The organism is Alkanindiges hydrocarboniclasticus, assembly GCF_001982605.1.
GTDB lineage: Bacteria > Pseudomonadota > Gammaproteobacteria > Pseudomonadales > Moraxellaceae > Alkanindiges > Alkanindiges hydrocarboniclasticus.
In genome coordinates this window covers 243,838-263,435 of record NZ_MLCN01000008.1, presented here as the reverse complement: position 1 = coordinate 263,435, position 19,598 = coordinate 243,838, and the positions used below count along the sequence as shown (strand labels likewise).

The 19,598-nt window shown below is 47.0% G+C and carries 21 protein-coding genes; 16 read left to right on the top strand and 5 right to left on the bottom strand.

What is annotated here, in order from left to right; translation table 11 throughout:
* The first annotated feature begins 27 nt into the window (after window positions 1-27).
* The 7 genes from uraH (at window position 28) to BKE30_RS04380 (ending at window position 4,514) form a co-directional block, all read left to right on the top strand.
* Window positions 28-459 carry a hydroxyisourate hydrolase gene (uraH, locus tag BKE30_RS04410; RefSeq protein ID WP_076877416.1) on the top strand — a complete coding sequence of 144 codons (432 nt, stop codon included), beginning with the start codon at window positions 28-30 and terminating at the stop codon, window positions 457-459.
* Window positions 460-569: 110 nt separating this feature from the next.
* Window positions 570-833 (top strand): hypothetical protein, encoded by a 264-nt coding sequence (locus BKE30_RS04405; RefSeq protein ID WP_143253644.1) that lies wholly within the window; start codon window positions 570-572, stop codon window positions 831-833.
* 72 nt (window positions 834-905) lie between these two features.
* Window positions 906-1,730, top strand: a complete 825-nt coding sequence (gene dapD / locus BKE30_RS04400) for a 2,3,4,5-tetrahydropyridine-2,6-dicarboxylate N-succinyltransferase (RefSeq protein ID WP_076877414.1) — start codon at window positions 906-908, stop codon at window positions 1,728-1,730.
* A gap of 251 nt (window positions 1,731-1,981) precedes the next feature.
* Complete coding sequence (gene queE / locus BKE30_RS04395; RefSeq protein WP_076877413.1) at window positions 1,982-2,683, top strand: 7-carboxy-7-deazaguanine synthase QueE; 702 nt, start codon at window positions 1,982-1,984, stop codon at window positions 2,681-2,683.
* 36 nt (window positions 2,684-2,719) lie between these two features.
* A complete protein-coding gene (gene queC / locus BKE30_RS04390; RefSeq protein WP_083698430.1) occupies window positions 2,720-3,487 on the top strand; it encodes a 7-cyano-7-deazaguanine synthase QueC in 768 nt (255 codons plus the stop codon).
* Between the two features lie 7 nt (window positions 3,488-3,494).
* A complete protein-coding gene (locus BKE30_RS04385; RefSeq protein WP_083698429.1) occupies window positions 3,495-3,851 on the top strand; it encodes a hypothetical protein in 357 nt (118 codons plus the stop codon).
* Between the two features lie 180 nt (window positions 3,852-4,031).
* Entirely contained in the window at window positions 4,032-4,514 is a 483-nt protein-coding gene (locus tag BKE30_RS04380; protein WP_076877412.1) for a peroxiredoxin, read from the top strand.
* A gap of 136 nt (window positions 4,515-4,650) precedes the next feature.
* Here the strand turns inward: BKE30_RS04380 and BKE30_RS04375 are convergent, their stop codons facing one another.
* The 5 genes from BKE30_RS04375 to BKE30_RS04355 all read right to left on the bottom strand — a co-directional run bounded on the left by BKE30_RS04375 (window position 4,651) and on the right by BKE30_RS04355 (window position 11,370).
* Complete coding sequence (locus BKE30_RS04375) at window positions 4,651-5,220, bottom strand: YceI family protein (protein ID WP_076877411.1); 570 nt, start codon at window positions 5,218-5,220, stop codon at window positions 4,651-4,653.
* 29 nt (window positions 5,221-5,249) lie between these two features.
* Window positions 5,250-5,828, bottom strand: coding sequence for a nicotinate-nicotinamide nucleotide adenylyltransferase (locus tag BKE30_RS04370; RefSeq protein ID WP_227518340.1), 579 nt, complete (start codon window positions 5,826-5,828; stop codon window positions 5,250-5,252).
* A gap of 182 nt (window positions 5,829-6,010) precedes the next feature.
* The gene (locus BKE30_RS04365) at window positions 6,011-6,322 is read right to left on the bottom strand and encodes a Nif3-like dinuclear metal center hexameric protein (protein ID WP_076877409.1); all 312 of its coding nucleotides are present in this window, start codon (window positions 6,320-6,322) and stop codon (window positions 6,011-6,013) included.
* Between the two features lie 273 nt (window positions 6,323-6,595).
* On the bottom strand, window positions 6,596-10,471 hold the full coding sequence (gene purL, locus BKE30_RS04360) for a phosphoribosylformylglycinamidine synthase (RefSeq protein WP_076877408.1): 3,876 nt from the start codon (window positions 10,469-10,471) through the stop codon (window positions 6,596-6,598).
* 251 nt (window positions 10,472-10,722) lie between these two features.
* Window positions 10,723-11,370 (bottom strand): hypothetical protein, encoded by a 648-nt coding sequence (locus BKE30_RS04355; RefSeq protein WP_076877407.1) that lies wholly within the window; start codon window positions 11,368-11,370, stop codon window positions 10,723-10,725.
* 385 nt (window positions 11,371-11,755) lie between these two features.
* Here BKE30_RS04355 and BKE30_RS04350 point away from each other — a divergent pair, with 385 nt between their 5' ends.
* From BKE30_RS04350 to tolA, 9 genes are all read left to right on the top strand, one after another.
* Window positions 11,756-13,117, top strand: coding sequence for a deoxyguanosinetriphosphate triphosphohydrolase (locus tag BKE30_RS04350; RefSeq protein WP_076877406.1), 1,362 nt, complete (start codon window positions 11,756-11,758; stop codon window positions 13,115-13,117).
* A 57-nt stretch (window positions 13,118-13,174) separates the two neighbouring features.
* Window positions 13,175-13,783 carry a Holliday junction branch migration protein RuvA gene (ruvA, locus tag BKE30_RS04345; protein ID WP_076877472.1) on the top strand — a complete coding sequence of 203 codons (609 nt, stop codon included), beginning with the start codon at window positions 13,175-13,177 and terminating at the stop codon, window positions 13,781-13,783.
* 69 nt (window positions 13,784-13,852) lie between these two features.
* On the top strand, window positions 13,853-14,866 hold the full coding sequence (gene ruvB, locus BKE30_RS04340; protein WP_076877405.1) for a Holliday junction branch migration DNA helicase RuvB: 1,014 nt from the start codon (window positions 13,853-13,855) through the stop codon (window positions 14,864-14,866).
* Window positions 14,867-15,316: 450 nt separating this feature from the next.
* Window positions 15,317-15,604, top strand: coding sequence for a Bor family protein (locus BKE30_RS04335; RefSeq protein ID WP_076877404.1), 288 nt, complete (start codon window positions 15,317-15,319; stop codon window positions 15,602-15,604).
* Between the two features lie 15 nt (window positions 15,605-15,619).
* Window positions 15,620-15,913: a Bor family protein gene (locus BKE30_RS04330; RefSeq protein WP_076877403.1), complete on the top strand. Its 294-nt coding sequence runs from the start codon at window positions 15,620-15,622 to the stop codon at window positions 15,911-15,913.
* 320 nt (window positions 15,914-16,233) lie between these two features.
* Entirely contained in the window at window positions 16,234-16,632 is a 399-nt protein-coding gene (gene ybgC, locus BKE30_RS04325; RefSeq protein ID WP_076877402.1) for a tol-pal system-associated acyl-CoA thioesterase, read from the top strand.
* Between the two features lie 34 nt (window positions 16,633-16,666).
* Window positions 16,667-17,410: a protein TolQ gene (gene tolQ, locus BKE30_RS04320; protein ID WP_076877401.1), complete on the top strand. Its 744-nt coding sequence runs from the start codon at window positions 16,667-16,669 to the stop codon at window positions 17,408-17,410.
* Window positions 17,411-17,412: 2 nt separating this feature from the next.
* On the top strand, window positions 17,413-17,865 hold the full coding sequence (gene tolR, locus BKE30_RS04315) for a protein TolR (protein ID WP_076877400.1): 453 nt from the start codon (window positions 17,413-17,415) through the stop codon (window positions 17,863-17,865).
* Window positions 17,866-17,874: 9 nt separating this feature from the next.
* Window positions 17,875-19,542: a cell envelope integrity protein TolA gene (gene tolA / locus BKE30_RS04310; protein ID WP_227518339.1), complete on the top strand. Its 1,668-nt coding sequence runs from the start codon at window positions 17,875-17,877 to the stop codon at window positions 19,540-19,542.
* Window positions 19,543-19,598 lie beyond the last annotated feature (56 nt).

Here is a 19,598-nt window from a genome sequence, read left to right as displayed (position 1 = left end):
TTTTTCATTATTTTCAGGATTTGACTCATGTTACCGACGGGTTTAAAAAAGAATTTACTTAAAGCTGGCCTGCTGAACGTGATATTTGGTCTTACAACGACTACAGCTTTTGCAGCGGATAATCCACTCAGTGTGCATGTGCTTAACCTGCAAAGCGGGCTGCCCTCTGAAAATGTAGCCGTCGTTCTGGAACAGCAGCACAAGGATGGCTGGAAAAAACTCAATGCAGGGACGACCAATCAGCAAGGGCGTATTACAGCGCTATATCCTGCTGATCAAAAGCTGGCCAAAGGCATTTACCGGGTCACCTTTAAGACTGGCGACTGGTTTAAGGCACATCAGCAGTCGTCATTCTTTCCTGAAGTACCAGTGATTTTTGAAGTAGATGGCAGCGTACCGCATTATCATATTCCGCTATTGCTGAGTCCTTACGGTTACTCGACTTATCGCGGTAATTAGTTTTGTTAATTTAGTTGCCATAATCAAGTCTTAAATTTGCGCTGAGCAGCATGAACCCTCTATGGCGATATTGGTTGATGTCGATAGGCTATATGCTGCTAGCGTCTTTTATGGCCTTGCTCAGTTTCACGAGCTTGATGAATTTAGGCAAGCAATTTAGCCAAGCTAACTTTTTTAACAATGCGACCAACCTTGCTTTTATTGTTTTTTTGATAGGTACAAGTGTGGCGGGTTTAATTTATTTAACACTTGCTATTCGCCATTTTTCTTTATCCAGAAATAATATTAAATGCTTGCAACGCATTTCTTTTATCGCCCTGTTACCTGCTTTATTGTGGTTTTTATGGATGTTTTTATTCCATTTAGGGCTTTAGGCTGGATGCTGACCCAACCCCTATATTTTGCTGTACAATATTGCCAATTTTGATTCAATAATGGATTTTTAAATGAGCCAACTTGCCCAACTGATTGAACAAGCTTTTGAAGACCGCATGCAGTTTTCACCCGCCAATGCCCCAAGCGATGTGCGTCAAGCCGTAGAAGAAGCACTGGCTGGACTGGATAATGGCAGCCTGCGCGTTGCTGAAAAAATCGATGGGGAATGGATCGTTAATCAGTGGCTCAAAAAAGCCGTGTTGTTGTCTTTTCGCCTAAATGACAACGTGCCAGTAGATGGCGGCGAAGGCTTGCAGTACTTTGATAAAGTGCCCACCAAATTTGCGGGCTGGACTGAACAGCAGTTTAAGGACTCAGGCATTCGTGTTGTACCTCCTGCCACTGCACGTAAAGGCAGCTTCATTGCCCGTAACGTGGTATTGATGCCCTCTTATGTCAATATTGGCGCTTATGTTGATGAAGGCTCCATGGTAGACACTTGGGCGACTGTCGGTAGCTGTGCGCAAATTGGTAAGAACGTACATTTGTCTGGTGGTGTTGGTATTGGTGGCGTGCTGGAACCGCTTCAGGCCAACCCAACCATTATTGAAGACAACTGCTTCATTGGTGCGCGCTCTGAAATTGTGGAAGGCGTGATTGTGGGTGAAGGCTCAGTAATTTCCATGGGCGTTTATATTGGTCAGTCCACCAAGATTTTAAACCGGGCAACCGGTGAAGTGACCTATGGTCGTATTCCCCCATACTCGGTTGTTGTTTCAGGCAATATGCCGTCTGCTGATGGGACACACAGTTTATATTGCGCCGTGATTGTCAAAACTGTTGATGAAAAAACCCGCTCTAAAACGGGTTTGAATGAATTATTGCGCGTTGATTAATAAAGCAAGGATTAATTAGCACGCTGATTATTCATTGTTTATGCGCCTTGTATTGCTAAATTTATAATTATGGCAAGCAAGGCGTCATTTTTTGCTGCATGGTTTTACCGTACTGTTTTTGCTTTATGCTATTGGCTCAATAGTTTTGCTTGGTGATGTTTTTATAGTTCTGTTTTATGGTTTTCTGCGGTATTGTTTTTAGGCTTAGGTGCTTTTGTATTTTTATCCCTTACAGGTTTTAAACCACCCTTATGCGTTCTGCCCAAATTCCTGTTACTGATCCGGCTGCCGGCCTGCGCCTGACCGAAATCTTTTATTCGCTACAAGGCGAAGCCAATGAATCGGGCTGGCCTTGCGTTTTTGTACGGCTGACTGGCTGCCCGCTGCGCTGTACCTATTGCGATACCACCTACTCCTTTGAAGGGGGTGAACGGGTGTCGCTGCAAGCCATTATGGATCAGGTCAACGAATTTGGTGTCAGGCACGTATGCGTAACCGGTGGCGAGCCACTGGCCCAGCCCAACTGTATTCCATTGCTCCAGCAGCTATGCGATGCTGGCTTGCAGGTGTCGCTGGAAACCAGTGGCGCGTTGTCAGTTCAGGCAGTTGATTCACGTGTTTCCAAGGTAATGGATCTAAAAACCCCGTCATCAGGCGAGCAACACCGCAACATGATGGAAAACCTTGATTTTTTAACCCAGCACGACCAGATCAAGTTTGTCATTTGCAATCGTGAAGACTATGACTGGGCCAAACAGCAATTACAGCAGTATGGCCTGAATGAACGGGTTAGTACCGTATGGTTTTCACCAGCCTTTGCCATTGATAAAACCAGAGCCACCCTACCGGCTTTTGCCCGGCAACTGGCAGACTGGATTGTGGCAGACCGCCTGCCCGTGCGCTTTCAATTACAGCTTCACAAGCTGTTGTGGAATGATGAAAAAGGCCGTTAAGCCACTAGCCCGGCTAACAACGTCCAAGGTAATGTTATGACTCAATCTTCTTCCCCTGATTTTTCAAGTCCCCGTATTTCAAACGACAATGTATCGCCTGCGAGTTCACAAAAGCCGCGGGCCATTGTACTGCTGTCCGGTGGGCTGGATTCAACCACCTGTCTGGCATGGGCACAGGCCCGTTACGAATGCTTTGCCTTGAGTTTTTCCTATGGCCAGCGTCATTCCAGCGAACTGGATGCCGCCAGGGCCTTGGCAAAGCGAGCGGGTGTAGAGCATCGCATTATTGATATTGACCTGCGCCAACTGGGCGGTTCAGCCCTGACAGATGATTCCATTGACGTACCTGAAGATCAGAGCGATGAACTGCCAGGCAGCATTCCGGTCACCTATGTACCTGCGCGTAATACCATCTTTTTATCCTATGCACTGGCTGCAGCAGAAGTTATCAATGCAAGCGCTATTGTAATTGGAATCAATGCTGTAGATTACTCAGGCTATCCCGATTGCCGTCCCGATTATATTGACGCCTTTGCCAAAATGGCAGCTTTGGCCACAAGAGCGGGTGTCGAAGGTAACCCAATTACAATAGAAACTCCATTATTACAATTGACAAAAGCAGCTATTATACAGCTGGGTCTAGAACACGGGGTAGACTACTCGCAGACCATCTCCTGTTATCAGGCGGACGTTAACGGTTATGCGTGTGGTCGGTGTGACAGTTGCCGCTTACGTCGCCAGGGTTTTCTGGATGCGGGCGTTAAGGATCCCACGTTATATCAAGCAGCGACCAATCAAGATTAGGACTAATATGATCAAATTTTCTTCTGTACGTTTAGCATTTATTGCCAGTGTAGTGGCCTGCTCCAGCACAACTTTTGCTGCCCCAACCGATATCAAGTCTGCCATGATTGAACGCTGTGCGGATGAAGCCGTCCAGCTTAAAATGACAGATTCTTCCAGTGCAAAAAAAGTATGTAGCTGTACCATTAATGTTCAGGCCAGCCAGCTGAAACTGGGTGAGTTCTGGGATATTCAAAGTGCTGCGATGAAAGGCCAGAATCCCAATAACCTGTCTGCATTAAAACGCATCAAGGGTGATCTGGATAAATGCCGGTCTGGAGTAAAAATGAGTGAGCCCCAGTTCCCTGCTGCCAGCAAGAAATAATCAGGCTTGCCAATCCTGCATTCTTGCCTGTTAAAATAAATTGCTGAACAAGGCCCGTTATATTTAATGGGCCTTGTTTTTTTAATCTTATTTTTTAATCAAGTGATTAAAACGTCTTAACAGCTTTGGCTTGATCAATCCTGTTTTATACTTATCATTATTTAGCCTGTAAAAAAACCTATGTCTTTACTGCCAGTTTCTACGCCTGAACAACCTGCCGCACTGCCTGATTTAACTGTTGATAGCACCCAAGGTAGTTTTAACCTGCAAACACTTCAGGGCCATTACACACTGCTGTATTTTTATCCAAAGGATTTAACCGCAGGTTGCACTACGCAGGCACAAGACTTTCGTGATTTATTGCCTGATTTTGAAAAACTGGGCATCAAAATTTATGGTGTGTCACGTGACAGCCTGAAATCCCATGATAAATTTACACTCAAGGAAAATATTCCATTTGCCTTGATTAGTGATCCTAATGAAACCCTGTGCCGCTATTTCGATGTGATTAAAACCAAAAATATGTACGGCAAACAGGTTCAGGGCATCGAGCGCAGCAGTTTTTTGTTTGACCAGCAAGGTCAACTGGTTCAAAGCTGGCGCAAGGTAAAGGCAGCGGGACATGCGGCTATGCTATTGAATTTTATTCAGCAGCAAGGCTAATTTAATTTTTACAGTTTTAATTTAAGACTTATTAAAGCCCATAAAAAAGCAGAGTGCTCAGGGTAGAGCCTCTGCTTTTTTAACAACAAATTTTTAAACACTGAAGACTTAAAGCGGGTTTAATACCTTTCACACATTAACTGGTTGCGCTCAGCCGAGCCTGAATAGTCAGATCAACCTGATCAGAAGCCAGTTTTGAATAACCGTCCATGCCCCACTGACTGCGCTTAATGCGGGTATCGGCAGTAAAGTGCAATTGCTGGTCATTACTACGGGCTGGGTCAATTTGCATATTCCAGCTGACAGGCTTGGTTACTCCATGCATGGTGAGCAAACCATCAACTTTTATATTGTTACCAGACTTTGGAATGACCTGTGTGCTGCGAAAACTCAGCGTTGGATAATCATCTACATCAAATACTTTTTCGCCCTTATAAATGGCGGTTTTGGCACCGGCATCTATACTGTTGCTATCAATGATAAAGTTGATTTTCAAGTCTTTAATATTGTCCGGATTATAATTGGCCGTACCCTGAAACTTGCTGAAACTTCCACTGGCACCACCCACACCTTTTACCTGAAAGGCAACACGGGTTTGGGCAGGATCAACCTTTAAAGCCGCAGCTTGTGCAGCAGTGGTTGTTAGGGTTACCAGCAACGGTAGCGTTACAGCACAGCAGGCAATTTTCATTTTCTGAGCAATCATGGATTCACCGATATAGCTGTTAAGTACAGTTATACCTTAAGCGATTGCTGCACCTGTTGCTGTAATGCTCTATAGCTTGATGTTTGCTGAAACTTAATCAGGAAGCTTAATGTGGAGGCTGGAACCTGCATTAAAGTGGGCAAATGGCCGAGCAAGTACTGCTCGCGAATGGGGGTTGCCGATAAATGAAAATAATTGTCCAGCTCAACCAGGGGCCACTCTGGAAACAGCGACAAATAATAGGAGCTCTGATCCTTGAAATGACCAATTAGCCCAACTTTACTGGCTGGATGTGAGTGGCCAGCCTGCATACTGTGCTGAATAATAGCCTGCACCGCCTGCTTGACCATGGCTGTCCACTTTTCATCATTAAAAACATCCACTAAGCCTGCAAAATGAAGCTGGCCTTGTTGCGCTGGTGCAAAGCCAGCACGGATCATTTGCTCACGCTCATCAGCCGTAAATACATTTTTGAGGGTGCGCTCCGGTTGCGCTGAACCCAGCAGGATAATCACTGACTTACTGTGCTTAAAAGCTTCCTGAATTACAGCCTGATGGGCCAGATGAAACGGCTGGAAACGTCCAATAAAAACAAGAAAATCAAACACGGGTAGTACCTGCAAAATTGTGGAGATGCCTTAATGATGCTTACAGGCTGATACCTATTTTAAATGAGTTTAACGACTTTGCTGTCAAAAAATTATTTTTTCTTAATGCTGTAAACGCCTGCTCAATCACCATACAGGCGTCTATTTTTAATTATTGTTGATTAAAAACCCTTTACAGGCTTTTACCATGAAATCAGTTGAATCACATCAAAAGCAGGATGCTCATAAGGATGGGCTTCTTTCATTACCTGCAAAACCTTGGCCAGTTTGTCCCGTGGTAAAACCACCTCTACCCGCCACTCAGGCACCAGCTCAATTTTTCCCACCTCGCCAATATGCGGGTTGGCTCCCTTAAGCGGGCGAAACTGCCCCTGCCCCAATACTTGCCATGCGCAACATTCGTAGTCACCAACCTTGCCTGCACCTGCGGCAAAGATTGCTTCTTTAACCTCATTCACATGGGTATCCGGAACAAAAAAAACCAGTTTGTACATCAATCATTCCTTAACTTTTAATTTATAACCCGTGGTTAATCTGTGCAAATGACGCTGTAAGGCAATCGACAGGTCCCTACTATATGAACCCTGTATTGACTTGCATGTCTTGTTGTTTTGGCACAAATACCAATTATTATGTGTTGTAAAGATAGCGTTAAAAAATAGACACGTCCATTTATTTTCGCTTTAATTTGAAGCCTGAAAACCAGTAAAAATGCCGTGTCATTTGACACGGCATTTTTCTATATACAACCACGACTAAGCTAAGAATTAGCCAACAAAGCGACGCGCATTGCGGAATAAACGCATCCACGCGCCATCATCCTGCCAGTCTTCCGGTTTCCATGAATGCTGCACAGCACGGAAGGTACGCTCCGGATGCGGCATTAAAATAGTGGCACGGCCATCAAGGCTGGTAACGCCAGTAATGCCATCCGGTGAACCATTTGGATTAAGCGGATAATGCTGGGTTGGATTACCCTGACTGTCCACATAGCGCAAGGTAACCTGTTGCTGCGCCGCCAGACTTGCCAAGGCATCTTCGCTGGCAACCACACGGCCTTCACCATGAGCAACTGCAATCGGCAAAATCGAACCAGCCATGTCTTCGAGTAACACAGAACGGGATTTTTCCACACGCACATTCACGGTACGTGCTTCAAAGCGTTCACTGGTGTTTTGGTAAAAACGCGGCCACTCGCTGGCACCGGGAATCAGGTCTTTAAGCTGTGACATCATCTGGCAACCATTACAGATGCCCAAGCTAAAGGTTTCCTCACGCTGGAAGAAACGGGCAAACTGGTCACGCAGGCGGGTATTGAACAGGATGGACTTTGCCCAGCCACCGCCCGCACCCAGTACGTCACCATAACTGAAGCCACCACAAGCCACCAGACCTTCAAAATCATTCAGGTCAATATGACCAGCCAGCAGGTCGCTCATGTGAACGTCGATGCTACAGAAACCGGCTTTTTCAAAACCTGCTGCCATTTCCAGTTGGCCATTGACACCCTGTTCACGCAGGATTGCCATTTTTGGCTTGCGTATATTGATAAACGGCGCTTCAATCGGTTCGTTCAAATCAAATGTTGGCTTAGCAATCAGTCCCTGAAAATCAGGATTACCAATCAGGCTAAATTCCTGATCGGCTCCCTCACTATTATCGCGCAGACGCTGGATTTGATGGCTGACTTCTGCCCAGGCCTGTTGCATGTCCACACGCGACAAGGTCAGGCCAGCCACAGTCAACTGGTCACTCGAATTGACGCGACCAATTTGTACAATGGCATCCTGTAACAGGTGACCTTGTAACTCTTGCTGTAGTTGTGCCCAGTTTGCAGCAGTTAACTGCACCACCGCGCCAATTTCTTCGGCAAACAGTTCAGCCAGTGTATCATTGCCAGTCAGTTGCAAGTCAGCGCCAAGGCGTGATGCAAACATCATTTCACTCACAGCCGCCAGCAAGCCACCGTCACCAATATCATGGTATGCCAATAGCAAGCCACGCTGGTTCCAGTCCTGAATCAGGTTAAAGAAAGCTTTGAGGTCATCGGCAGAATCAAGGTCAGCTGTGGTTTCACCCAGAGACTGATACACCTGCGCCAAAATGGAAGCGCCCAGACGGAATTTGCCACGCGACAGATCCAGACGTACCAGCACCGTGTCTTCAACCCGCTTCAGTTCTGGCGTCAGGGTTTTACGCACGTCCTGCACTGGGGCAAAGGCAGAAATAATGGCAGACATGGGCGAGGTTACCGCCTTGTCTTCACCGGTTTCTGCATCCTGCCATGTGGTCCGCATGGACAGCGAGTCCTTGCCCACCGGAATGGCAATATCCAGCGCCGGACAAATTTCCATGCCCACGGTTTTTACCGCTTCAAACAGCGCCTGATCTTCACCCATCTGGCCAGCCGCAGCCATCCAGTTGGCAGACAGTTTAATGTCACTGAGTTGCTTGATGCGGGTGGCACTAATGTTGGTAATGGCTTCTGCCACGGCCAGACGTGCCGACGCTGCCGGATTAAGCAAGGCAACTGGTGGACGCTCACCCATACTCATGGCTTCGCCAGTATAGGTCTGGTAGCCAGTCGTGGTAACGGCACAATCGGCTACAGGCACTTGCCATGGGCCAACCATCTGGTCGCGTGCCACCATTCCGGTAATTGAGCGGTCACCAATAGTAATCAGGAAAGACTTGCTGGCAACCGAGGGATGGCGCAGTACACGGAAAATCGCATCTTTTAAATCAATCGTGCTGGTATCAAAGTGGGTTCCTTCACGCGTCATGCTGTCAAAACTGCGCTGCATGCGTGGCATGCCACCCAGCATCACCTGCATGGGAATATCAACCGCCTTGTTGTCAAATAACGGATCTTCAACAGTTAAATGACGTGCTTCGGTGGCTGCACCCAGTACGGCAAACGGACAACGCTCACGCGCGCACAATGACTCAAACAGTTCCAGCGAATCCGGGCGAATGGCCAGCACATAACGTTCCTGTGCTTCGTTTGACCAGATTTCCATCGGTGACATACCGGACTCCAAGGATGGAATCTTGCGCAGGTTTAGTACTGCACCCAGCTTGTGGTCATTCACCAGCTCAGGCATGGCATTGGATAAACCACCTGCGCCCACATCATGTACCGATACAATCGGGTTACGGTCTTCCATGCCCCAACAGGCATCAATGACTTCCTGGCAACGGCGTTCCATTTCAGGGTTATCACGCTGTACCGATGCAAAATCAAGCTGCTCGCCCATGGTGCCGCTGTCCACACTGGAAGCTGCACCACCGCCCAGACCAATCAGCAAGGCTGGGCCACCAAGGACAATCAGCAAATCACCGGGTTCAATCGGATTTTTTTCTACATGCTCAGGCCGGATGTTGCCATAGCCGCCTGCAATCATGATTGGCTTATGAAAGCCTTTAACCTCAACGCCTTTTAAGGTTGGAATAGCCTGCTCAAAAGTACGGAAGTAACCACACAGGTTCGGACGGCCAAACTCATTATTAAATGCCGCAGCGCCCAGTGGTCCGTCAATCATGATCTGTAATGCAGACGCCATGCGCGATGGCTTGCCATATGGCACTTCCCAAGGCTGTTCAAAGCCGGGAATGTTCAGGTTGGACACGGTAAAACCGGCCATACCCGCTTTGGGTTTACCACCCCGGCCCGTTGCACCTTCGTCACGGATTTCACCGCCCGAACCAGTGGCTGCACCGGCAAACGGCGCAATGGCCGTTGGATGGTTATGGGTTTCCACTTTCATCAGAATATGTACGGCCTGATTACGGTAGCTGTATTCATGCTGTCCGCTTTCAGGCTGATACTGCTGGTAAAACCGTGCGGCATCAAAACCAACAATCACCGAGGCATTGTCTTTGTAGGCGGACAACACATCATTGGGGGATTGCTTATAGGTATTTTTAATCATCTGGAACAATGACAATGGCTGTTTTTCACCATTGATTGTCCATTCCGCATTAAAAATTTTGTGGCGGCAGTGCTCGGAGTTGGCCTGCGCAAACATCATCAGTTCAATGTCATGCGGATTACGGCCAAGCTGGGTAAAGGCATCGGTCAGGTATTCAATTTCCTGCATGGACAGCGCAAAGCCAAATTCCTGATTAGCCTTAACCAGCGCATCCTTGCCATGACCCAGAATATCTACCGATTGCAAAGGCTTGGGCGCAGTTTCACTAAACAGCGCGGCACCGGATTCAATCGTGGCAAAAATGGTTTCAGTCATGCGGTCATGCAGTAATGCAGACACTTCTGCATTAAGCTGGCTCAGGCCACGCAAGGTATATAAAATCCCGCGTTCCAGGCGATGCACCGGCGCATTACAGTTCTTGAAAATATCTGTGGCCTTGGATGACCATGGCGAAATCGTGCCAATGCGGGTAGTTACCAGCACCTGCACATCGCCAGATTCAGCGACAGTCAGGGTATATTTCTGGCCATCGTTAAGCAGTTTATCAGCAACAGACTGCTGATGCGCGCTTAAGTCCTGATCAAAAAGGTAAACAAATTGGCTTTCTATCGTTGTAACAGTGTTTGCAACTGAGCTAAGCGCAGAAATACGGGATAAAAGCTGACGCTGCTTGAAGGCAGAAAGTGCTGAAGCACCGGCCACAATAAACATGCTGAAACTGGCTCCATGGGCTTGTTACAACTAACAAAACCACAATGTTTGAAAGAAGCGCTATATGATACGCGCAAATGATCAAATCAGCTAGGCTTTCATTTGTAGTGGTCACATTTTAAGCGCTATATTTTTGCTTTCTTTATTTTAATAATTCTGGGTTAGTTTTAAAAAAAGAGAGCCGAAGCTCCCTTTTTGGTATGTCTTATATGTGCCATTACTTAAGGCTATGCCACTTAAGACTGTGTCACTTAACGGGCATCTACATGCGCATGGCCTTGGGTGCCGACCTTGCCGATGCCAGTATTGACATGAGCCTGATGACTTACCTTAACGCTGGCATCAGGTGTATTGACTTGCTGTTTGGTTTTTTCCACACCAGAATGGATCTTTTGGCTGGTTTTACTGACCAGTGTTTTGCTGCCATTAACAGTTTTGTCATAGGCCTTTTTGCTTGTGCTAACCGTGGCATCTTTGGCATTGCCAGCTTTGTCCGCCACATTGGCACTAATACGTTTACTGGTTTCTACCGTGGTATGCGCAGTTTTGCGAGTGCCATCAACAGCCCGATCCGTTACAGTTGCACCCGTTTGCTTGGTTTTATCCCATGCTGCTTCGGTTTTGTCGCCTACATAAGTGGTAGCAGATTTAGTTTCATTAACCACAACCCCACCGGCTTTTTCAAGGCCATTTACAGCACTGGAGCCTAGGCTCTTAATACCGCTTAATACCCCACTACCTTTTGCATCAGCATTGGCATTAATGGATACTCCAGCGTTGGCATTGCCTACTTTAACAGTGGCGTTATTCTGGCTATCAAGGCTGGCAGCAAACGCTGAACTGGCAAGCGCCAGAGACAAGGTTGAAACGGCAAACAATGTTTTTGTACGGAATAGCATATTTTGACTCCACTTTTTAAACTTGATCAATGACTTGAGATAAATTCAAAACTTTTATTTCAGGTGCATTGCTCTCTTTGTGAAGCCAGCATGCCTGTCTCATCATCTGTATGTCGTAATGAATCACACTGTTTTATAGTAAGATTTTTATCTATTTTGCTAAAAGCTGGAAAATTGGGTAGGCCAAAGCGTTTTTAGCAATATTTATCAGTAAAATAATATGTTTTTGTTAAAATAACTTGTATTTTTTACTAACTAACCGAAGCAACCTCCAGCTCAAGTACGTCATATTTTGACGCTTCTAACTTCTGCAAGCCTCGCATAAGCGGATAATTTTTGGCATGATCAGTTATAATTAGCCTTCTGAATAATACTATTACATTCTATGCAAGTCATGCGTTGGGCACAGCTACTTTCCCCCATTCGGCTGGGTAGTAAAAAAAACCGCACATCAGATAAAAGCGGTGAGCAGGGCCGTACTGCCTTTCATAAGGATTATGACCGGATTATCTTTTCCAGCAGTTTTCGGCAACTCAACCGCAAGACGCAGGTGCATCCCCTCACCCAAAACGATGGGATTCACACCCGCCTGACCCATTCGCTGGAAGTGTCCTGTATTGGCCGCTCACTGGGAATGCTGGCCGCTGAAAAAATCCGCGATGAATTGCCTGCATGGATTGATGTGGCCGATGTTGGCGCGATTATTCAGGCAGCCTGTCTGGCCCATGATATTGGTAATCCGCCATTTGGCCATGCAGGTGAATATGCAATTCGTGACTGGTTTGAAGACCCGAAACACCAGCATTTGCTGATTTCACTAACCGCAGAACAGCGCGCTGATGTATGCCAGTTTGAAGGCAATGCTCAGGGTTTACGCGTACTCAGCCGGCTGGAATATCACCCCGATGATGGCGGTATGCGCCTGACTTATGCCACGCTGGGCGCTTATTTAAAATATCCATGGCTGGCAAAACCGCTTGATCCAGCCAGCCTGCATCCCTCGCATAAACGTGCCAAGTTTGGCTGTTACCAGAGTGAAAAAGGCATTTTGCAGGAAATTGCCGAGCATCTGGGCCTGATTCAAACTGGTGATTATCAGTTTTGCCGCCATCCGCTGACTTATTTGCTGGAAGCAGCAGATGACATTTGCTATGCACTGATTGATCTGGAAGATGGCTTGCAATTGGGCATGCTGCACTATCATGAAGTCGAGCCACTGTTTTTAACGTTAATCGCCGATTATGGCGCACCGGATGAAATTAGCCGTAATGTGCCCATTCCACAAAAACTGGCTGCCCTACGCGGCCGTGCCATGAAACGGCTGGTGGATGAAGTAACCGATGCCTTTAAGCGCCAGCATGACCAGATTCTGGCTGGACAGCTTAAAGGCAGTTTGCTGGATCACTGCCCCCCAGATTTGTGTCATGGTGTGGAAGCTGCCAAAAATCTGGCCCGTGAGCGGATTTTTACCCATCCGCAAAAAGCGCGTCTGGAGCTGGTAGCCAATTCCAGTTTGCATATACTGCTGGATGCGTTTATGCCGCTGGCAGTTAAGCAGCATCATTTAAGTTTTCGAGAACAGCGCCTGATGCATATTTTACACGCGCATGGCGCGGTGCTGAATGAAGACCCTAGCTTTCATTATCACAACATCATGCAGATTCTGGATATGCTCAGCAGCTTGTCAGACCATCAGGCCTATGGACTGTCACAGGAACTACAAGGCAACCGGGTTACCCTGCTTTAACGGATAATCCAGGTTAAGCCACTTTGTTGTCACATTCATTTTTCTTTGAGTATTTATATGATTGGTTCCCTAACTGGTGTGGTGCGCGCACTGGAAGCGCCGGTAGTTTTACTGGAAGTCAACGGTGTGGGTTATGAAATTGACACGCCACTGTCCACTTTTTGCCAGCTTAATCCCGGCCAGAATGTAACCCTATGGACCCATCTGGTGGTACGTGAAGATGCGCATTTGCTATACGGCTTTTCTGACACCACCGACAAAGCCCTGTTTCGTACCTTGATTAAGGTTAATGGCGTTGGGCCAAAGCTAGCACTCAGCATTTTATCCAGCATGAGCAGCGCCATGATGATTCAGGCGATTGACATGCAGGACGTGACAACCCTAACCCGCATTCCTGGCGTTGGCAAAAAAACCGCCGAGCGTCTGGTGATTGAGCTGCGTGATCGCCTGCAAAATTTAAGCAGCAGTGGTAGCGATGGTAGTAGTCTGGGCAGCCATCAGTTTGGCATCACCAGCGTTTCACCGGTGGCCGAAGCCGAAGCAGCGCTAGTTTCTTTAGGCTATAAACCGCTCGAAGCGCAAAAAGCCATTGGCGCCGTAAAAAGTGAATTCACTGAAACGGCTGACCTGATTCGTGCTGCCCTAAAGTCAATGATGAAGCAATAAGTGATTAAGTAAGCCTATTTCACATAATGATTGAGTGAGAAGGTTGAGCAAAAAATTAGGTGAGGAATCATGCAAGATCGATTAATTACGGCCACTGAAAAGCCAGAAGATCATTTTGATCGTGCGATTCGTCCTACCAGTCTGGAAGACTATGTAGGGCAGCCGGTTGTGCGTGAACAAATGGAAATTTTTATTCATGCGGCACGCAGCCGTCAGGAAGCGCTGGATCACACCCTGATTTTTGGTCCGCCGGGTTTGGGTAAAACCACACTGGCCAATATTATTGCCCGTGAAATGGGCGGCAACTTAAAATCCACCTCTGGCCCGGTGCTGGAGCGTGCAGGTGACCTGGCTGCCCTGCTAACCAACCTTGAGCATGGCGATGTGCTGTTTATTGATGAAATCCATCGCCTGTCGCCTGTGATTGAGGAAATCCTGTATCCGGCCATGGAAGATTACCAGCTGGATATCATGATTGGTGAAGGCCCGGCGGCGCGTTCCATTAAGCTCGACCTGCCTCCTTTTACACTGGTGGCAGCAACGACACGCGCCGGTTTATTGACCTCGCCGCTGCGTGACCGTTTTGGGATTGTGCAACGACTGGAATTTTATTCGGTTGCCGACCTCACTCATATTGTGCATCGCTCGGCCAGCCTGATGGGTATTCCCATGACCCCAGATGGCGCTCAGGAAATTGCCCGACGCGCCCGTGGCACACCGCGTATTGCCAACCGCTTGCTGCGTCGCGTGCGTGATTATGCCGAAGTCAAAGGCAATGGCGAAGTCACACAGGATATTGCCCAGCGCGCATTGGATATGCTCAACGTGGATAAAAACGGACTGGATACGCTGGATCGCCGTTATTTGCAAATGCTGCTGGAACGCTTTAATGGCGGGCCTGCCGGTATTGAAGCACTGGCCGCCGCCATGGCAGAAGATAGTGGTACATTGGAAGACGTGATTGAGCCTTACCTGATTCAGCAAGGTTTTGCCATGCGCACTGCACGTGGCCGTATTGCCACCAATCAGGCCTATTACCAGTTTGACATGGTACCCCCTGAGCGAGGAAATAGCGGAAATTGAGAATTGCTGTCCTAAACGAGTTTAAATTAGTAATTTAAGCGAAGTACAAGACGCAGTGCGCAAGATGAGCGCTTCGCTCAAATGCAGGGAGAAGCCTTGCATTTGAGTAATATATTCCGCAAGTTCTCATGCCGTGCCCCTGCGCAAGACGAAGGCTATGCCTGAGTGCTAAAGATAGCTCACCCACTTGCAAGGCGAAAAGCCATGTCTGGCCTGAATGGCAAGAATTAAGCTTGTTATTCAGGGCAAGCTGGTTCAATTGAGCATGCTGTAAAAAACTTGTAATCATATTCAAATTGAATAATCAAAATATCAGTGCACCAGTTCACACTTAGGCTATTCCAGCCTTTATCTTTTTTATTTTCGTCCATACCAACATCATGACACTTCAAGTAGAATGTGTGCGCTTTGTTAATTTAAGTAAAGCACAATTACAATTTGGGGTAAAAGATGAAAAAAATTGCAATTGCAAGCCTTCTTGCAATCCTGGCTTCCGGGTGTACTACACAAACTTATTTGATGGCGAATGGCGGAAACAGCACACCGTCATACAATAAAATGCAGCCTTTCTTTGTTTCCGGTATTGGTCAGGAACAAGAAGTAAATGCAGCTGAAGTATGTGATGGCGCTGACAAGATTGCCAAAGTTCAAACGCAACAGACCTTTTTAAACGGGTTGCTGGGTAATCTGACCTACGGTTTATTTACCCCGCGTCAAATTCGTGTTTACTGCAAATAACTGGAGAATAAGTCAATGAAAAAAATTCTATTAGCGGTTGTTATGGGCAGTACTTTATTGGCGAGCGGTTGCGCCACCCAAACAGGTTTAATCAAGAAAAATTCACAAACCGTGCCTAAGCATTCTGAATCCCAATCGTTCCTGTTCTGGGGCATTGGTCAGGAAAAAACGCTTAATGCGGCACAAATCTGTGGCAGTGCCGATAAAGTGGCCAAAGTTCAAACCGTACAGGAACCCATGGATATTATTCTGGGCGTAATTACCATTGGTATTTATGCGCCACGTACTGCCAATGTCTATTGCCAGTAATCACTGCTAATTGTCGTGGTATCGAAAGTTGTCATATGTCTGGCAGCTTTCGACAATTCAATGCCCTTGATCTTTAAACTGACATGATCTTAAAAGTTTATAAACTGCTTCAGGCCCCGCACAGATTCAAGCAGCTTCAATACTTTTTTCATTAATTAATGCCTTAATTTAATGAATTAATCACACACTAACACTTGCTGACTGCAAAATTCTTATAATATGTTATTGCATTAATTCCTGTTTAGACTGACGTTACAGTCCTCCCCTACTTGCTTAAACCTCTTAAATAAAATTTAGTCGGTAAAACAAAGGAGCTTGCCTTGACTACATTCCGGTTTCCCATTCGGGTTTATATTGAAGATACCGATGCCGGTGGTATTGTGTACCATGCCAACCATATCCGTTATTTTGAGCGGGCACGCACCGAATGGCTACGCGCGCTGGGTGTCCAGCATTATTGGGACCAGCACGATTATTCATTTGTGGTACACCAGATCAATGTGCAATACCATAAGCCCATTTTTATGGATAATTTACTGGTTGTGACTGTTGATGTAAGTTCGTGTAAATCAGTATCATTTACCTTGCAGCAAAATATTTACCGTGATGAAATGCTGCTGGCTTCTGCAAACGTTACACTAGCCTGTCTGGATGCTCAGTTAAAACCCCGAAGAATTCCAGAATTTATCCATGATCTGATTGTAAAATCAGCCCCTTAGTTTCATTATCCCTTTTTATTTTTGTGAAATAACCATGCCGACCACTGCAACTCCAACATCACTCAATATTTCTGATTTGATCCTGCATGCCAGTCCGGTGGTTCAGATTGTCATGCTGATCTTATTTCTGGCATCCATTTATGGCTGGTTTTTAATTGCCAAACTGGAAATGACATTTCGCAAGAGTAACCAGCAGGATAGCAGCTTTGAAAAGATTTTCTGGTCGGGTGCAGACTTAAAAACCCTCTATAAAAATGCCCAGACCCACCCGCATCGCCAAGGAATTGAATCAGTATTTTACGAAGGCTTTACCGAATTTTTAAAACTGAAAAAACGTCAGGCCAGTCGTGAAGATACTATTTCTGGTACAGAGCGCATGCTGCGTGTGTCACTGTCGCGCGAACAAAATGTGCTGGAACAGGGAGCATCAACACTGGCCAGCATTGGCTCGGTTTCACCTTATGTGGGCCTGTTTGGTACGGTCTGGGGCATCATGAATGCGTTTATTGGCTTGGCACAGGTTGAACAGGTCACACTGGCAACGGTAGCACCAGGCATTGCCGAAGCCCTGATTGCTACCGCGATTGGTTTATTTGCAGCGATTCCTGCGGTACTGGCATATAACCGTTATAGCGCCAAGTCTGAGGCAGTTTATCAGCAGCGCGCCCTGTTTGCCGAGGAAATGACTGCACTGTTACAGCGTGAATCCCTTGATGGCACCGGTACAGGTAGTCAGGCCAGCAACCAGATGGCTGGTTCCCTGCGTGAGGACGCCTGATTATGGCATTGCAAGGCAGCCCGTTTGGCCGGATTAAAAAGCCCTTAAAAAGTGATATGAATGTAGTGCCCTATATTGATGTCATGCTGGTATTGCTGGTTATTTTTATGGTGACAGCTCCCATGATTACTTCTGGCATTACCGTTGATTTACCGCAAGCCAAGAGTACTCCTTTTCAGTCTGAAACCCAGCCTGCTATTGTCACAGTTGAAAGTGATGGTCAGTATTCCCTGAAATTCGGTAATGATATTGACCAAGTAACGCTCGATGAACTGAAAACCCGACTGGCCGAAGCCCAAAGTGAAGCCGAACAAAAACAGCAAAAACTGCTGGTACTGGTTAATGGCGACGAAAATGTGGCCTACGGTAAAGTGGTAGGTCTCATGTCCACCCTACAAGAGGCCGGTCTGAGTCAGGTTGGCTTACTCACTGACCAACCAAAATCCCAAGGCTAGCAATCACGTATGTCAATGAAACGGCCTTTGCCATCGTCTTTTAAACAAAATCGCCTGCCACTGGCTATTACTCTGATTTTGCATGCCAGTCTACTGGGTGGTTTGCTGTATTTTGGAACAAGTGATCCGCTCATTCCGCCCAAGCCATTGCAAGCGATTTTGGTCACTCCAGAACAATTAGAACAAATGCAGGATAGTGCTGCTTCATCCACTCCGCCTCCCTCAAATGAAGCCCCTGCAACTGAACCGGTTACAGAGCCAGTCATAGAGCCAGTAGCCGAGCCTGAACCTGCGGTTGAACCAGCACCCATTGTGGAGCCTGAGCCTGCTGGCCCAACGGCTGAACAACTGGCTGCCCTTAAAGCTGCTGAGCAAAAAAAGACTAAACAACAAGCTGATGCTGAGCAGAAAAAACAGCAGGAAGCCCAACAAAAAGCACGTGATGCAGCTAAGCAAGCAGAAGCCCAAAAAGCTGAAACCCGCAAAAAGCAAGCTGAGCAAAAAGCCGAACAACAAAAGCAGGCTCAGGAACAAGCTGCTGAAGCGAAAAAGCAACAACAGGAAAAGGCCTCGCAACAAGCAGCCGAAGTCAAACAACAGCAAGCAAAAGCCGATGCTGAACGCAAGGCTGAGCAAGCTAAAGCCGATGCGCAGGCTAAACGTCAGGCAGAACTGGATGCCAAACGCAAAGCTACCCAAGATGCCAAACTAAAAGCGGCTGAAGAAAAGGCTGAAACCAAACGTAAAGCGCAAGAAGCAGCAAAAGCAAACGCCGCTGCAGAAGCCAAGCGTAAGCAACAAGAAACTAAACAGCAAGAGAAGCAAAAAGCGGCTGAGCAAAAAAAGAAACAAGCTGAAGAAACTCAACGTCAGGCTGATGACGCCAAGCGTAAAGCTGAACAGGCACGTAAGGCTGAGCAGGAAACCAAAGCAAAAGCCGCTGAAGAGAAAAAACGCAAGGCAGCCGAAGCTGACCGCAAAGCCAAAGCAGATGCTGAAAAAGCCAAGGCAGACACCGAGAAAAAACGGGCACAGGATGCACAGGCTAAAGCAAATGCTGATGCCAAACGTAAAGCCGACGCTGATGCTAAGGCAAAATCTGATGCTGAGGCTAAACGAAAAGCGAACGCCGAGGCAAAAGCCAAAGCCGATAGCGACGCTAAAAAGAAAGCTGCAAGTGATGCCAAAGCAAAAGCAGATGCCGATGCCAAACAAAAAGCCGCGGCTGATGCCAAAGCCAAAGCAGCGAATGAAGCAAAAGCGAAAGCTGCTGAAGATGCTAAACGTAAGGCAGATGACGCTAAGGCAAAAGCGGCCGAAGATGCCAAGCGCAAAGCAGAAGATGATGCACGCGACAAAGCTGAGAGTGAGGCAAAAGCGAAAGCCGATGCCAAGGCAGAAGCTAAAAAAGTAGCTGCTGTTTCAACTGCAGGTTTCCAGAATAGAATGAAAAGTGCGTGGCGTAAACCGGCAGGCTGTGATGGTAACTCGGCCAAGGCACGAATTAGCCTCACTACCAGTGGTCAGATCGCCTCGGTCGTCATCACCAAGTCAAGTGGAAATGATGACTGTGATGCCAGTATCCGCGCTGCGATTGAACAAGCAGCACCATATGACATGCCGGATGATCCAGAAGCACGCAAACTGGCACAGCGGCTTGAACCCACATTTAAATAATGGAAAAAAATTGCTATGGTAGCCCAGTCAAAAATCAATCAAAAAATAGTCACGAA